At 61.9% G+C, this 14,203-nt stretch carries 13 protein-coding genes and 2 pseudogenes; 6 read left to right on the forward strand and 9 right to left on the reverse strand.

Annotated features, from left to right (window positions below; genetic code table 11):
* The first annotated feature begins 107 nt into the window (after positions 1–107).
* Entirely contained in the window at positions 108–431 is a 324-nt protein-coding gene (locus AC0L2H_RS09285) for a hypothetical protein (RefSeq protein WP_155249129.1), read from the forward strand.
* A gap of 120 nt (positions 432–551) precedes the next feature.
* Here the strand turns inward: AC0L2H_RS09285 and AC0L2H_RS09290 are convergent, their stop codons facing one another.
* The 4 genes from AC0L2H_RS09290 to AC0L2H_RS09305 form a co-directional block, all read right to left on the reverse strand.
* Positions 552–716: a hypothetical protein gene (locus AC0L2H_RS09290; protein ID WP_155249128.1), complete on the reverse strand. Its 165-nt coding sequence runs from the start codon at positions 714–716 to the stop codon at positions 552–554.
* A 412-nt stretch (positions 717–1,128) separates the two neighbouring features.
* A complete protein-coding gene (locus AC0L2H_RS09295; RefSeq protein ID WP_155249220.1) occupies positions 1,129–1,479 on the reverse strand; it encodes a peptidoglycan-binding protein in 351 nt (116 codons plus the stop codon).
* 215 nt (positions 1,480–1,694) lie between these two features.
* Positions 1,695–2,309, reverse strand: coding sequence for a radical SAM protein (locus AC0L2H_RS09300; protein WP_063827332.1), 615 nt, complete (start codon positions 2,307–2,309; stop codon positions 1,695–1,697).
* Between the two features lie 417 nt (positions 2,310–2,726).
* The gene (locus tag AC0L2H_RS09305; protein ID WP_020628967.1) at positions 2,727–3,074 is read right to left on the reverse strand and encodes a hypothetical protein; all 348 of its coding nucleotides are present in this window, start codon (positions 3,072–3,074) and stop codon (positions 2,727–2,729) included.
* Between the two features lie 211 nt (positions 3,075–3,285).
* Here AC0L2H_RS09305 and AC0L2H_RS09310 point away from each other — a divergent pair, with 211 nt between their 5' ends.
* Positions 3,286–3,705 carry a hypothetical protein gene (locus AC0L2H_RS09310; protein WP_019859975.1) on the forward strand — a complete coding sequence of 140 codons (420 nt, stop codon included), beginning with the start codon at positions 3,286–3,288 and terminating at the stop codon, positions 3,703–3,705.
* A gap of 1,177 nt (positions 3,706–4,882) precedes the next feature.
* Here AC0L2H_RS09310 and AC0L2H_RS09315 read toward each other — a convergent pair.
* The 3 genes and pseudogenes from AC0L2H_RS09315 to AC0L2H_RS09325 form a co-directional block, all read right to left on the reverse strand.
* Positions 4,883–6,076 carry an IS91 family transposase gene (locus AC0L2H_RS09315; protein ID WP_019859973.1) on the reverse strand — a complete coding sequence of 398 codons (1,194 nt, stop codon included), beginning with the start codon at positions 6,074–6,076 and terminating at the stop codon, positions 4,883–4,885.
* 3 nt (positions 6,077–6,079) lie between these two features.
* The gene (locus AC0L2H_RS09320; RefSeq protein ID WP_019859972.1) at positions 6,080–6,988 is read right to left on the reverse strand and encodes a tyrosine-type recombinase/integrase; all 909 of its coding nucleotides are present in this window, start codon (positions 6,986–6,988) and stop codon (positions 6,080–6,082) included.
* A 375-nt stretch (positions 6,989–7,363) separates the two neighbouring features.
* Positions 7,364–7,537, reverse strand: a pseudogene (locus tag AC0L2H_RS09325) (tyrosine-type recombinase/integrase); the annotation flags it as partial.
* Between the two features lie 101 nt (positions 7,538–7,638).
* On the opposite strand from AC0L2H_RS09325, the gene AC0L2H_RS09330 reads away from it, so the two are divergent.
* On the forward strand, positions 7,639–7,839 hold the full coding sequence (locus AC0L2H_RS09330; RefSeq protein WP_473589923.1) for a hypothetical protein: 201 nt from the start codon (positions 7,639–7,641) through the stop codon (positions 7,837–7,839).
* Positions 7,840–8,504: 665 nt separating this feature from the next.
* Here the strand turns inward: AC0L2H_RS09330 and AC0L2H_RS09335 are convergent.
* A pseudogene (locus tag AC0L2H_RS09335) lies at positions 8,505–9,194 on the reverse strand (tripartite tricarboxylate transporter permease); the annotation flags it as partial.
* A 97-nt stretch (positions 9,195–9,291) separates the two neighbouring features.
* Complete coding sequence (locus tag AC0L2H_RS09340; RefSeq protein WP_473589924.1) at positions 9,292–10,668, reverse strand: aminotransferase-like domain-containing protein; 1,377 nt, start codon at positions 10,666–10,668, stop codon at positions 9,292–9,294.
* A gap of 139 nt (positions 10,669–10,807) precedes the next feature.
* Here AC0L2H_RS09340 and AC0L2H_RS09345 point away from each other — a divergent pair, with 139 nt between their 5' ends.
* The 3 genes from AC0L2H_RS09345 to AC0L2H_RS09355 are packed head-to-tail and all read left to right on the forward strand — an operon-like array spanning position 10,808 to position 14,192.
* Positions 10,808–12,127, forward strand: coding sequence for a hydroxymethylglutaryl-CoA reductase, degradative (locus AC0L2H_RS09345; RefSeq protein WP_473590359.1), 1,320 nt, complete (start codon positions 10,808–10,810; stop codon positions 12,125–12,127).
* A gap of 3 nt (positions 12,128–12,130) precedes the next feature.
* The gene (locus AC0L2H_RS09350; protein ID WP_473589925.1) at positions 12,131–13,138 is read left to right on the forward strand and encodes an ABC transporter permease; all 1,008 of its coding nucleotides are present in this window, start codon (positions 12,131–12,133) and stop codon (positions 13,136–13,138) included.
* Positions 13,139–13,175: 37 nt separating this feature from the next.
* Positions 13,176–14,192: a sugar ABC transporter substrate-binding protein gene (locus AC0L2H_RS09355; protein WP_473589926.1), complete on the forward strand. Its 1,017-nt coding sequence runs from the start codon at positions 13,176–13,178 to the stop codon at positions 14,190–14,192.
* The last annotated feature ends 11 nt before the right edge of the window (positions 14,193–14,203 follow it).

Consider the following 14,203-nt stretch of genomic DNA (forward strand, 5'->3'; position numbering starts at 1 on the left):
CCACAGAGAGCACAACCACCTTGTAGATGGCCAAAGATCGCCCTGATCGGCGAGAGAGGATGCTCTCTGCGGTGTAGTTGGCGAGTTCAGGAATAAGTGAGATAATCATGCCGATCTCGCTGGTTACAGTGATATTGATCCATGATGCTGCCAATTGTCCAGCATGTCTTCGGCGCTTACTACACCAACGAAATACTACAGCAGAAACTGAGGCTATGAACCAAAGACCACCGGAAGTTGATGATGCCGCTTCTCGAGTTGACTCGGTTAAGCCGTATACTGATATGTCGGTATTCATCGTTTTTCTTTTTCAAAAAAATTCAACGATGAATGTCGGCGATCATCCTGCCGCTTGGCAGCACTCCCCCGCGCCTAATGGCGGCAATACCCATGCCGACCACGCAAATAGAGGCCAAAAAGGCGTTCTGTAGCTTGTTCCCAACCCAACTGAGAGTGCGTCGGCCGTACATCACGCCGCCGACAAACTAGGCGACAGCTGCCCGGAGGTGACCGAGATCAACCCCAGGTAGTTGCGAATATTGTCGATCGTCTTAATGATGCTTAAGATATCTTTCCAAGGCTGCTATAGCCAGTCCTAACGCAGCAACTGCGCCAAATCCTGCCACCGCTGCCCAGAACCACCACCCTCCGGACGTTGCACATGCTTCTTCGCGCGTTAACTCGGTCACACCACAGGCTTGCATATTGGTCTTCATTTTTTTTCTCCTTTCCTAGAGCTCGAAATCACAGGATGAAGCAATAATGCACCGTAGCAGCGTGTGCCGCCGCACAACGAGATCATCAAAGGTCGTGCCAACTGCACAGGAAACCGCGAAACGGCTTAGTTGTGAGCGCGGCGGCAGATCGCGGCGAACAACACAGTGTCACGAACTCGACAAAACCGACAAAGATGACCAAAGATCGTTCTGGCCGTGGATGCTCTCTCCAGGTAGCTGGATACGTCAGGGGATATTTTTCCATAGCCCAGATAGTGACCAGTAGTAGGCCCATGACTTCTTCTTCGTTAGTTCTAGAATGACAGCGATTATAACTGCGACACTAAAAGCTCCAAACAATAACCAGAGAAGCCACCCGCCAGAAGTTGAGGATGCCTCTTCCCGAGTTAGCTCAGTCACGCCATATACAGACATATCGCTGCATGCGCAGTAGCCCGGCCCTCAGCTCCGGATTCATCTCGCCGTCTATCTCCCCGCTGTAGTAGCCGAACGCGAGCAACGCGAACTGGACCTCCTGGACGATGTCCCTGAACTTGTAGGAATTGCCTGGGAGTGTCTTCAGCGGTGACGGCGCTGGCGCGATAGCGGGCGGTTGATAGATCGGGGCAAGCGTGGACGGCGCGTTATACAGCGGAGCGGCTTGGCTCGGCGCTGCGGGGTGTAAGAATAGCCGCCCGACGACGACCTGTGGCTCGAGTGAGAACTGTGACTGCTGTGGCTGCGATGTCCCGCCAAGGTATATAGGTGGTCGAGCTTAAAAATATCGAACAGAGATTTCGTGTTTCCGAGATCGCCATCCAACGTTGGCTTGGTCGGCAGCGCCTGTGCATTGGCAGGCAAGAATCCCGCAGCGAGTAGCGACGGTATCGCGAAAAGTCGCTTCTTCATTGGATAGCCCCAAATTGCTGTATCCGTGGTTAGCTGGATGCCACTCGAAAAATCCCCCGCACCGAGCCTTCAACGAGCATCCGTCACACTCCTCTCGGTAGGCACGCTTCCAGTCGGAGATCGTAGCCGGCGCCAGATGGCGGTATGGCTCCGGTACCGTGCAGAGCGGGAAATTGTAGAGCCGGCATCTATTCCCCGGCTCCGCACCAGATCGATGGAACGGCCGACGACATCGAAGCCTTCCGAACTGTCGTAGAAGAGCGTCTTCCAGTTCATTCGACCGAAGCCGATGTTCTCCATCTGCATGACTGCCCATGTCCGGATGAACGGCAGAGTGGAGATGATGAACCTTGCCAGTAGAGGCAGCCCATCCGCATTCGGACGCATCAGAACGGTGCGGAGCTCTACCTGGGCACCCAGGCGGCACATGAGCGCCAGGTTCTCGAGCAGCTGGGCGTGCGCGCCGGCCTTCCCGACGATCTCGTCATGAACAGCGGGATCGCAGGAATAGAGAGGGATCCCCCAGACCACCCTTCCCCGATCGATACGACTCATTGCCTCCCAGTCATCCAGATCGAAATGCTGGCCATTGGTCAGGACGTGGAAGGAAAGGTCCGGGCGCGCCAAAAGCACCCTTTCTAGAAATCGGAACAGTTGAGTTTTGAAAAGTGTCGGCTCCCCCACCGGAGATCCCGATCGTCACGCCTTCCGGCGCAAGCAATGCCGCAGTCTCGAAATACGGGAATAGGTCGACGTGGTGGCTCTTGGGCGGCTGGGAGCACATTAGGCAAACCTGGTCGCACCGCTCCGTAACTAGGAAGGTGTTGTGTCGCGAATCACTACGGATAAGGCGGTCCGCAGTTCCGCGCCGCGGGTTCACGAGCAACACGTCTCCATCGACCTTGGAAGGATCGATGCCAATGATTCGTATCGGACCGCCCTCGCTGACGTAATCAGCCCCTTTCGGGCCGACGCGCTCCAGCGCAGCGTCGAAAGGATTCAGTTGTTCAGTCCCTTGCCCGCAGAGCGAGAGCTCAAACGACCGAAGCCTGACCACGAAAAGCTGGTCAGCGTTTGCTTCCACCTTGATGCGTAGGGGTATCATGGGTGGACCGGCGCTATATTGCCGTTCCAGCCGGCAACGCCGAGCCAAGCGGCCAACGAAGCGCGCGTCGGCTCGTCGTTTCGGTAGAGAATCTCAAAGATTTTGTCGAAGAGCGACAAGTGCCGGCCGCAGAACCATGTTTCAGGCCGCGGCACGTCGATCCGGCCATACCGGGAGAGATCATCGATCACGTCAGTGCCGCAGAACGGTTGGTAGGCGCAGTGGATGCAATCCGGATCGAAGTGGTTGAATGCACCGGAATTGAGAACGTCGACCTTTGCCCAGTCGATTCCCGTCCCGACATCGCCGATGCTGAGATCGATGCGGCCGATCCTGGACAGCATTCGGGCTTCGTCGGTCGGATAGAAACGCCCGTCGTGATCTATCACGACATAGTCGGAGGCGAAGAAGTTCGGGTTGCGTATGTCGACGTGGTTATCGGCGTCGAAGCGAAGGACGCGCTTCAGGCATTGCCTGAGCCGCCAAGACTCGGTCCTTTGAGCGCTGCGAGTTCGCCAGCGGAGCGAGCAGCGCTGCCAGTCTGTCGCCCCCCAGATGTACGCGACGGCGCCGCTCGAGCTGCAGGCGAAGGGAAGGCTTCGCGTCCGGGTAGCGGTTCAGGAGTTCCGGGGCGGCGCTATCCGGGTCGATCTCAAGCATCAGGTCGGCGGCAGCTGGTACCTTGTGGCGCGTGAGCAAGCGTTGCGCGGCGAAATAGGCCTCTTCCGGATCCTCGCTTCGCAAATAGCCAATGGCCCCGATCGCGTTGCCGCGGTCAAACCCCGAGTGGCGGTAGGCCGCGCGCAGCAGCTCGTCTCGGGCCCGGCCGTCGCCCGCCTCGGCAAGCAGTCGCAACAGCCCGCCATCGACGATCAGGTGTCCATTCGCTCGCGAGCGCCGCAGGAAGCTGACGACCGCAGCCCTGCCCTCTGGATGATCGATGAGTGGACGCAGGTAACCTTGGTGCGACCATGATGAACTCCCAATGTCCTGCTCTGACAGCCAGTCAATAACGGCGCGCCGGGCATCTGCATCACGTTTCGCGGAAATGGCCTGTTGCCTCTACGAGCGCTGCGCTCGAGGACGGCATTATTCCGATTACCTGTTGTGGCCACTGATCGAGCAGGAAGTTGTGAGCAGACTGACCGGCGAGTGTAAAGCAGATGGTTCGCGAAGTTGCCTCGAAGACCAGCGACATCGCCGGCTATTTGATTGGCTGGTTATTCATTTCCCCTCGGACCTCGTCCCATATCGGCGACGCCGCCGAGCGAGCGCTGCCGCGACTGCGTTTCCACCGTTTGTTCGATCAGTCCCACGGAGATTGCTTCCAACCTTCATGAACGGCATCCACGAGCGCTGCGGCTAAATCTTGGATATCGATCTCGCTCATCGGGGTCGAGAGCGCGCCAGAGCAAATCGGCGTCATCAGAAAACCCCGTTCCAGCATTCACGGTCGGCGCCACCACCACCTTAGCCGCTGAACGAGAATGCATAATGGCCTTTTTTCTGAAGCTTCCTGCGCAGTTGGCACGAGTCTTGATGTTCCCATTGCCCGGCGGCGATCTGCCTTCCGACAGTCGACCTTGACTGATCTGCATGTTCTATAAGGGAGAAAACGATGAATACGGCGGACTACTCTTTGAAGGTAACCGGCACGATTACGCCCGACACGCTGACTGCGCTAAGGATAGAGGCCAGATGACATGCTGGTCGCAATAGAACGTGGGCAGGTCTATTGCGAAACCGTGAACCCACACTGCTTCTTTTCTATCTCAATCTGCTTCGTAATGCGAATGTCGTCCTGCGCGTAGGAAATTGACGGCCTGAGTATGCAGAAGCTGACCGTCCGCTTGCGTGAAGAGTTTCGGGCGCCGGCAGGCGTACGAAAGTCCCCGAGGAAGGAACCCGCGGGCCACAGGCGATGGTTATGGGGATTTCGATTTTGGGCAAATGTCGGCGATGGCGCGACCGCCGCTGGGAAGCGCAGGGGTGGATGCGGACAGGCCGCTTCGTTGCGCCTCCGCGCGGTATTGCCGACCCGGCATGCGGTTGGGTGTGGCCCTGTCGACATCGATAGTCACCATGCGCGCGCGTGGGTCCGTTGCCGGAGGCGAAGCGCCTGCGGCTGAAGGCTCGACCATGCCATGCCGGATCATGGGCCGTTCTCCCGGTTCGGTGCCGTTGCGTGCGGCGGTCCGCGGGGCTGCCTCCAGCGTTCGAACACCTCGATGACGATCATGCGCCCGCCGCAGCACGGGCACAGCGGCCGGAAGTCCTCCGGTTCGTCTGATGTGTCGTCATCGGGCGGCGCGGCGACGTCCAGGAGTTCGCGGGCGAGCGCGAGGCTGGCCTTGCGGGCGGAGCCGGCGAGCAAGCCGTAATGCCGGATGCGATGGAAGCCACGCGGCAGGACATGCAGCAGGAAGCGGCGGATGAACTCGTCGGGACCCAGCGTCATGACCTGCTGGCGATCGGCGCCGTCGCGGCGGTAGTCCTTGTAACGGAAGGTGACGCCGCGCTCGTCGAAGGCGATCAGGCGGCGGTTCGAGATGGCGACCCGGTGAGTGTAGCGCGACAGGTAGGCGAGCACCGCTTGGGGGCCGGCGAAGGGCGGCTTGGCATAGACCACCCATCGCTTCTTCCGGACGGGAGCGAGGTGGCGCAGGAAGGCCCGCCGCTCGGGGAGATGAGCAAGGGCGCCGAAGAACGCGAGCCGCCCCGCCTCATGCAGCGCGACCAGCCGGGTGAGGAAGAGCCGTCGGAACAGCTTGCCGAGTACGCGCACCGGAAGCAGGAAGGCCGACCGAGAAGATATCCAGCGGCTTCCGTCCGGCGCGATGCCGCCGCCCGGCACGATCATGTGCAGGTGCGGATGGTGCGTCATCGCCGATCCCCAGGTGTGGAGCACCGCGGTGATGCCGATGCGCGCGCCGAGGTGTCTTGGGTCGGCGGCGATGGTCAGCATCGTCTCCGCTGCCGCCTTGAACAGCAGGTCGTAGACGAGCGCCTTGTTCTGGAACGCGATGTCGGCGACCTCGGCGGGCAGCGTGAACACGACATGGAAGTAGCCGACCGGCAGCAGGTCGGCCTCGCGCTCGGCCAACCATGTCCGTGCCACCGCGCCCTGGCACTTCGGGCAGTGCCGATTGCGGCAGGAGTTGTAGGCGATCCGCCATTGGCCGCAGTCCTCGCAAGCCTCGACGTGACCGCCAAGGGCTGCGGTGCGGCAATACTCGATCGCCGACATGACCTTGAGCTGGGCGAGGCTCAGGTGACCTGCATGGGCGGCCCGGTAAGCGGGTCCGGCAGCACGGAAGATGTCGGCGACCTCGATCGAGGCGCGCACGGCTCAGATGTCGGGCGAGACCTCTCCCGGCTTGAACAGCCCGAGCTTGTCGAGCGGGCTCGTCACGGCACGCACCGTCCGGGTCGCGACCTTCGCGTAGAGGGCGGTGTTGTTGAGCTTGGCATGCCCGAGCAGGACTTGGATGATCCGGATGTCGGTGCCGTCCTCCAGCAGGTGGGTGGCGAAGCTGTGGCGCAGCGTGTGCGGCCCGACCCGCTTGGCGATGTCGGCGGCCTGGGCCGCCTCGACGACGATGCGATAGAGCTGCCGCGTGCTGATCGGCTTCATCGGATGCTGCCCCGGAAACAGCCAGCCGTCGCGGTGCATCACGCCCTGCTGACGTCCGACCTTCCACCACTCACGCAGAAGCGTGAGCAGGTCCTCCGAGAGCATGGCGTTGCGATAGCGCCCGCCCTTGCCACGCTCGACGCGCAGCAGCATGCGCTCGCTGTCGACGTCGGCAACCTTCAGCATCGACACCTCGGCGACACGCAGGCCCGCGCCATAGGCGACTGACAATGCGGCCTGGTGCTTGAGACACGTGGTGGCGTTGAGCAGCCGGGCCACCTCGTCGCGGCTGAGCACCACGGGCAGGTTGCGCGGATGCGCCAGCCGGACGAGCCTGCGCGCCAGGTCCGGGCGGTCGAGCGTGTGGGTGAAGAAGAAGCGCAGCGCCGACACGATGCTGTTCATCGTTGGCACGGGAACGCCGTCCTCCTGCTGCTCGATCTGGAACCGGCGCAGGTCGTCGGCGGTAGCGGTGTCTGGTGAACGCCCGAGGAATGTCGCCAGGCGTCCGATGTTGCGGAGATAGTTGCGCTGCGTCTCGCGTGAGAAGCGCCGCATGTTCATGTCGTCGATCAGCCGCTGGCGCAGCGGGCTGACGGATGCATCGAGAACGGGGTGCTGCATGGTCAGGCTCCTTGTTGAAGAAGCCCGTCATGCTCTGCCCCCGCCGGACGACGCTCAATGCAGGCGCGACGCCCGGCCTGTGCCCTCTACCTCAATCGCAGGCGCCCTCCCGCGCAGCGGGTTCGTTCTCCGTGCCCATTTCCGCCGTTCTAGACCCTGTCTCCGAACGTTCGCGAACGAGGTTAGCTGCGGTCGGCTGTTTGGCGTCGCGGGAGCATACGGGACGATACGGGAAGCTTTCAGATTTTCGCCCACGAAAAACTCAACAAAATCAACGATTTTCATTCGCCCTCCGGGCCCACCATTATCGTTATTTATCAATGCTTTATGGGGTGGTTCGCCAACAGGTTCGCCAAGCATCGGCTTGCGTGTCACGAGACGCACGACTCGATCCATGCCCTGTACTGCAAGCCGTACCTGCGAGGCCTCGCGCGAATAGAGCTCCGCATGATCAATGTCGTCGTGACCGAGCACATCCATGAGCTGTCTGGTTGAGGCCCCTGCCTCGGCCAGATAGACACCAAGCGACTTCCTTAGTCCATGCAGGGTCAGCTCTGATCCCAGCGCAGGCCCGCGACGTCGCCGCGGCGGTTGCCTAGCCAAAGGGCCAAACCATAACAAGGGCGTGCCGCGGTGTTGCAGTACAGGGCATGGATCGAGTCGTGCGTCTCGTGACACGCGTGTTCTTGCGCTTGCCCGACGACATCGCGGGCAAACCCTATCCATTGCCGTGGCCCGAGCGTTTGAGTTGGGACATTCATCTGCGGAACGGCCGGTTCAAAACCGAACTGGTAAGTTCGCTGAAGTCAAACGACAGCCGTATGGCCGAGCGCAGCTTTGCCGCTGATTGAGGATGCGCACCGCATCGTAGACCTTGCACGGAAGGCTTTGACTAATGGCCCTCATCTGAGTGGCGGATGGATCTCAAGCGTGAAGTCGAGCCAGGTGGTCCATCAGCTTCAGTCGGTCGTATGCGCAGTTGGCGAACAAGTGCTTCAAACAGGACTAGCGTTTGCGGATCGCGTCCCGGATTGCCTGCGCACCGGCGCTCTCTATCGTGATCGACACCGATGTCTGCGCATTGATCTCCGCCAGGTGCGCCACCTTGTCAGGATGCTAACCCCATAGTGAAAGCGGCCTGCGCCGAAGGATCGGTTCTCAGAAGTGCGTAGCAGGCCGCATCAATGACTGCCCGCGCATCGTTTGGCGTATCGACACGACGCAAGATGATGTCCTGGGACCCGCGATTAAGGAAGGCGATGATCGTCGACACCCGTCGCTCTGGAAGGCGCGCGATCGTTGTCAGCCCGTGCCGCTCGGCCGGCACGCTGCAGGCTCGACGTCGCGTGGCGAAAAGACCCGTGTTCGCCGTCGAGATAGACGAAATCGAGCCCGACCGATGCCGATCTTTGCGGTAACTTTTGCACGGCAAGCCAGCCAGTAGCTGGCCGTCTCATCAGGGACAGGTCCCTGACCGTATATCTCTTTCAACAGTGCTGCGAGACCGGAGCCCCGGTCAGTCTTCCTGGAACACCTGTTCACGCCGCCGGCTTACGGCCGGAAGCGCCATCGATACCGCGAGAACCAGGGCAAGGATCAGCAGCACGAGGCTAACCGGATTGGTGACGAACGTCTCCACGCTGCCGCGCGACAGGATCATTGCGCGTCGGAAGTTCTCCTCCATCATCGGCCCCAGGATGAAGCCCAGCGCGAGGGGCGCTGGCGGGCAGTTGTACCTGATGAACAGAAAACCCAGGAGCGCGAGAGCGGCGGCCATCAGGACGTCGAACGAGCTATTGCTAACGCTATAGGCGCCGATGCAGCAGATGACGACGATCGCCGGAAAGAGGATCGAGTACGGGATGCGCAGAAGCGACACCCAGAGTCCGACCAGCGGCAGGTTGATCACGACGAGCATGATTTTCCCTATCCACATGCTGGCGATGAGCCCCCAGAACAGTTCGGGACGTTGGGTCATGACCTGGGGTCCCGGCGCGATGCCCTGGATCATCAAGGCGCCCATCATGATCGCCATCACTGCGTTGGAAGGAATCCCCAGCGTCAGCATCGGAATGAACGAGGTCTGCGCGCCCGCATTGTTCGCGGCTTCTGGCCCGGCCACGCCTTCAACGGCGCCCTTTCCGAATCTCTCCGGGGTCTTCGATATCTTCTTCTCCAGCGTGTAGCGGGCGGAATTTTGGGCTAGGAGACCCATATTGCTTGCCATCTAAGCGGGTTCTCCTCACTTTGTGTGGAGCGGGCAGCATTCGTGCCCTCCGCCGCAAGGCGGGGCTTTGGCATGTTCAAGTCCGCCGATGCCTAAGTTCTGCCAGCATGAAGTCAAAAAAATGAGGATCCGAGGCCCAGGCGATGTTGACGCGGATGCCTGCCTTGGCAGGTTGGCGCTCCGGCGAAAACACGGTACCAGGTGCGATAAAAATTCCCTGGCGAGCGCCTTCCCGGGCGAGGGCGATGTCATCGACATAGTCAGGAAGCTCCAGATAGACGTAGTAGCCACCTGTCGGCTCGGCAAAGAGCTTGAGACCCATCTTCTGAAGCCGGGGAACGACCGTCTCGGTGGCCTGCTGCACACGCTGCGCCAAACGCTTGAGGTGGCGCCGATAGTGACCTTCACTGATCAATCCATGGATCAACCGCTCAATGTGTCCTGAGCTGTTGACTGTCGTCAGCATCTTCAACTCGGCAAGGGAAGCGATGAGGTCGGGACGCGCGGCGATATAGCCGCAGCGCAGGCTGGCCGACAGCGTCTTGGCAAAGGTGCGCACGCAGATGACGTTCTGCAACTGATCGAGCGGCGCCAGGCCGACGCCACGCACCGTCGGCAGATCGACGAACGGGTCGTCCTCGACAACCAGCATGTCGCAGCGCGCGGCGATCGTCAGGATCGAATGGGCGGTCGGCAGATTGGTCGAACTGCCGGTTGGATTGTGCGCCAGCGATTGCGTGAAGAACAGTTTTGGACGCTCACGCTCGGCTTTGCCGGCGAGGTCCTCGAGGTCAGGGCCGGTTTGCGTCCGCTTGACGCCGACCATGCGGATCTGCGCCAGCTTCAGCTTGGCGAACAGCGGGTAATAACCGGGGTCGTCGACCAGCACCGTGTCGCCGGCGACGAGGAAGCGGCGGATGATCAGGTCCAGCGCATGGTTGGCGCCGAAGGTCAGCAGGATCTGTTCCGGGCTCGCCTGCACCTCGCGTTCCATCAGGTCGAAGGCCAGCCGCTCGCGCAGCGCCGGCAGGCCCATCGCCGAGCCATAGCCGTCGCTGCTGGAGCGCTGGTGCCGGCCGAGCAGCCCGAGATGGCGGCGCACTTCCGATTCTTCCATCCATGAGGCCGGGGGGCGCCCGTCGCCGACGCGGATCGAAAAGCTCTCCTCCAGTTGCGCATTGAGCAGCGAGGCGATGTCGACCGCTTCCGCGACATGGCGCGGGCGCTCGCTCGGCGTCTGCCGACGGCGCTCGGCCACCGTGAAGCCGGCGCCGGGCCGGGAATGCGCGATCCCCGCGGAGACGAGCCGGTCATAGGCGTCGACGATGGTGTTCTTGGAGACGTCGAATTGCCCGGCGGCCTTGCGTATCGACGGCAGCTTGGCTCCGACGGCAAGCGAGCCGGCCTCGATGCGCCTCCTGATCTCTGCCGCCACGGCCTCGGCGCGCGTCATCCCAGACATCCTCCGATGGGCTGTGTGCCCGGAAATGAACTGGTACAGCTTGTTGCTGTTTCCTACAACTGTACCTTGATAGATGGTATCAGTTAAACGATAGCTGCCTCAACGACAAGCATTCAGGGAGGCGATCGTGATGAGGGCTGTCCAGGACAGCGGTGTCGAGCCGCGGCTGAATTCCCGCATCGAGAAATTCCGTGACCTGTCGCCGGCCGATCGCCTGGCGGCAGTCGGCGATGCGGCGCGTCTTGCGCAGGCGGATCGCGATGGCTTGCGTGGCGGCGTCCTGCCCCTCGATCTCGCCAATGGCATGATCGAGAATGTGGTCGGCACCTTCGAGATACCGCTCGGCGTCGCCACCAATTTCACCATCAACGGTCGCGACTACCTCATTCCGATGGCGGTGGAAGAGCCGTCGGTGGTCGCCGCCGCTTCCTACATGGCGCGCATTGCGCGTGGCTGTGGCGGCTTCGAGACATCGAGCACCGCGCCGATCATGAGGGCGCAGGTGCAGATCCTCGGCCTGTCCGATCCGCATGGCGCGCGCGCCAGGCTTTTGTCCGCCCGCGACCAGATCATCGCCGCCGCCAATGAGAAGGACCAGGTGCTGATCGGGCTCGGCGGCGGCTGTCGCGAGATCGAGGTGCAGGTGTTCGAAGACACTGCCGTCGGGCCGATGGTGGTGCTCCATCTGCTCGTCGATGTGCGCGACGCGATGGGCGCCAACACGGTCAACACCATGGCCGAAGCGGTCGCGCCGATGATCGAACGCATTTCGGGCGGCACCGTCCGGCTGCGCATCCTCTCCAACCTGGCCGACCTAAGGCTGGCGCGGGCGCGGGTGCGGCTGACGCCAAAGGCATTGGCGACGAAGGAGTTCACCGGCGAGCGCATGGCCGCCGGCATCGTCGAAGCCTGCTCGCTGGCGATCGTCGATCCCTACCGGGCGGCCACGCACAACAAGGGCATCATGAACGGCATCGACCCGGTCGTGGTCGCGACCGGCAATGACTGGCGCGCGATCGAGGCGGGTGCCCATGCCTGGGCGGCGCGCAGCGGCCGCTACACGTCGTTGAGCCGCTGGGAGATCGACGCCGCCGGCAATCTCATGGGCACGCTGGAAATGCCGATGGCGCTGGGCATGGTCGGCGGCGCCACCAAGACGCACCCGGCCGCGCGCGCGGCGCTGAAACTGCTGGGCGTGACCAGTGCGCAGGAGCTTGCCGAGGTCACCGTCGCCGTCGGGCTGGCGCAGAACATGGCGGCGCTCAGGGCGCTGGCCACCGAGGGCATCCAGCGCGGACACATGGCGCTGCACGCCCGCAACATCGCCATCGTGGCGGGCGCGAGCGGCGCCGATATCGATACGGTGGCAAGGGAACTCGCGGCCGACCATGATGTGCGCGTCGACCGCGCCAGGGAAATCCTTCTCAGGCTTGGCAAAGAGAAGGCCTGAACGGTGAGCGAGGCGGCTGCACAGGGAAATCTGGTACGGTTTTCCAACCTGCTCAAAAGTCAGGAGGGCATCGTGCTGGTGCTGGCGGTGCTGGCCTTCGTGCTGTTCTCGTTGCTGCTGCCGTCCTTCTTCAGCCCGGGCAATATCCTCGCCCTGATCAGGAGCGTCTCGATCCTCGGCATCCTGGCGCTCGGCATGGCGCTGGTCGTCATCGCCAGGGGCATCGATGTTTCGATGATCGCAACGATGGTGGTGTCGGTGTCCTGGGCCTTCGTCATCGCCCGCTCGGGTTACTCGCTGGAATTCGCGCTGCTGGTCGGCGCGCTGTTTGCGGTGGTCGCCGGCGTGTTGATCGGGGTGCTGATCGCCTTCGGCGAGGTCGCGCCGATCTTCGCAACGCTGGCCGCGGGCTCGGTCATCTACGGCCTTGGCCGCACCTTCTTCTTCACGCTGGAGATGCAGAATGTGCCGCCGGACGCAGGATGGTTCTCGCTCATCGGCCAGGGCCGCATCCTCGGCGTTCCGGTAACGGTGGTGGTGTTTGGCGTGCTTTGCCTGGCGCTGCACCTTGTGCTCAGCCGTACGCGGTTCGGCTGGCAGACCTATGCAATGGGCAACAATCCGGGTGCAGCCAGAATTACCGGCATTTCCAACCGGCCGATGATCGTGGCGCAATATGCGATCAGCGCGCTGGTCGCTTATGGCGCAGGACTGGTGCTTGCCTCGTCGGCGTCGGCGATCAATGCCCGGCTTTTCAATTCGACGATGATCTACGACATCCTTCTGGTCGTCGTCCTGGGCGGCATCGGCCTGAATGGCGGCCACGGCAAGGTCCGCAACGTCATTCTGGGCACGATCTTCGTCGGCATCCTGCTCAACGGCATGACGATCATGAACATCCCTTACACGATCCAGAACCTCGTCAAGGGCGTGGTCCTGCTTCTGGCCATCGTCATCGATTCGCTCGTCAATCCGCGCGACGAGCAGACATCCCAACAGGGGGATCTCTGACACTTAATTTCAACGTCAAATGCAATGGGAGGAAACCATGCGACTTCTGAAAACGACAAAATGGCTGGCCGCGGCCTGCATCGCGCTTGCCGGCATCGTCACCGCCAGCGCCCAGGACAAGGGCCTGGAAAACCCGCGCTCGACGACGTTCCGCAAGACGCTGGAAGGCAAGAAGGTCGTCTTCCTGCCGCTATCGATGGGCTTCGACCTGACCGAAGGCTGGGCGGCGGTGATGCGCCAGCAAGCCAAGCGCCTCAAATATGATTTCGAGATCCGCGACCCCGCCTGGAGCACCGATGCGGGAACCCGCGCGCTGCAATCGCTGATCGGCGAGAAGCCGGACCTGATCGTCGCGCACAATCCCGACATCCAGTCCTACGCCCGCCTGCTCGCGCAGGCCCAGGCCGCCGGCATCAAGGTGGTGCAGATCAACCTGGAATCGAACACGCAGACCGATTCCTATGTCGGCGCCGACTGGACCGAGATCGGCGAACAGGCGGCGCAGGCCGTGGTCGACAAATGCAGCCCCGGCAAGGGCGCCTCGACCAAGGTCGCCATCGACACCGGCGTGCCGACGGCGGCGTCCGACGTGTTCCAGCTCGACGGCATCTATCGTGTGCTGAACCAGCATCCCGATATCCAGGTGGTTTCGCAGCAGGCCACCGAATACAATCCGGAAAAGGCGCGCTCGATCATGGAAACGGTGCTGCAGCAGCACCCGGACCTGTGCGGCGCCATCGGCATCTGGGACAATCAGGATACCGGGACCGCTTCGGCGATCCAGCAGGCCGGCAAGGGCGACCAGGTCTTCCTCGTCACCAGCGGCGGCGGCAACAAGGTCGGCTGCGAGAATGTCGAGAAGGGCCTGTTCAATCTCTACATCAGCTACAACGTGCCGCTGCAGGGCGAGATCCTGAATGCGGAGATCGCACGGCTGCTGCTTTCGGATGGCACGGCCGGCGAGAACAAGACACTCTACTTCAACCCGCTGACACAGATCACCAAGGCCAACGTGAACCAGCGCAATTGCTGGACGTTGGACGATCTGAAGTAGGGAATTCCTGA

This window comes from Mesorhizobium sp. WSM4871 (assembly GCF_055811295.1).

Excerpts from the sequence above, each read along its gene's own strand:
- AC0L2H_RS09285 (WP_155249129.1), top strand. The coding sequence starts at position 108 with ATGCCGATCTCGCTGGTTACAGTGATATTGATCCATGATGCTGCCAAT.
- AC0L2H_RS09290 (WP_155249128.1), bottom strand. The coding sequence starts at position 716 with ATGAAGACCAATATGCAAGCCTGTGGTGTGACCGAGTTAACGCGCGAA.
- AC0L2H_RS09305 (WP_020628967.1), bottom strand. The coding sequence starts at position 3,074 with ATGCTGTCCAGGATCGGCCGCATCGATCTCAGCATCGGCGATGTCGGG.
- AC0L2H_RS09310 (WP_019859975.1), top strand. The coding sequence starts at position 3,286 with ATGTACGCGACGGCGCCGCTCGAGCTGCAGGCGAAGGGAAGGCTTCGC.
- AC0L2H_RS09320 (WP_019859972.1), bottom strand. The coding sequence starts at position 6,988 with ATGCAGCACCCCGTTCTCGATGCATCCGTCAGCCCGCTGCGCCAGCGG.
- AC0L2H_RS09330 (WP_473589923.1), top strand. The coding sequence starts at position 7,639 with ATGGATCGAGTCGTGCGTCTCGTGACACGCGTGTTCTTGCGCTTGCCC.
- AC0L2H_RS09340 (WP_473589924.1), bottom strand. The coding sequence starts at position 10,668 with ATGACGCGCGCCGAGGCCGTGGCGGCAGAGATCAGGAGGCGCATCGAG.
- AC0L2H_RS09345 (WP_473590359.1), top strand. The coding sequence starts at position 10,808 with ATGAGGGCTGTCCAGGACAGCGGTGTCGAGCCGCGGCTGAATTCCCGC.
- AC0L2H_RS09355 (WP_473589926.1), top strand. The coding sequence starts at position 13,176 with ATGCGACTTCTGAAAACGACAAAATGGCTGGCCGCGGCCTGCATCGCG.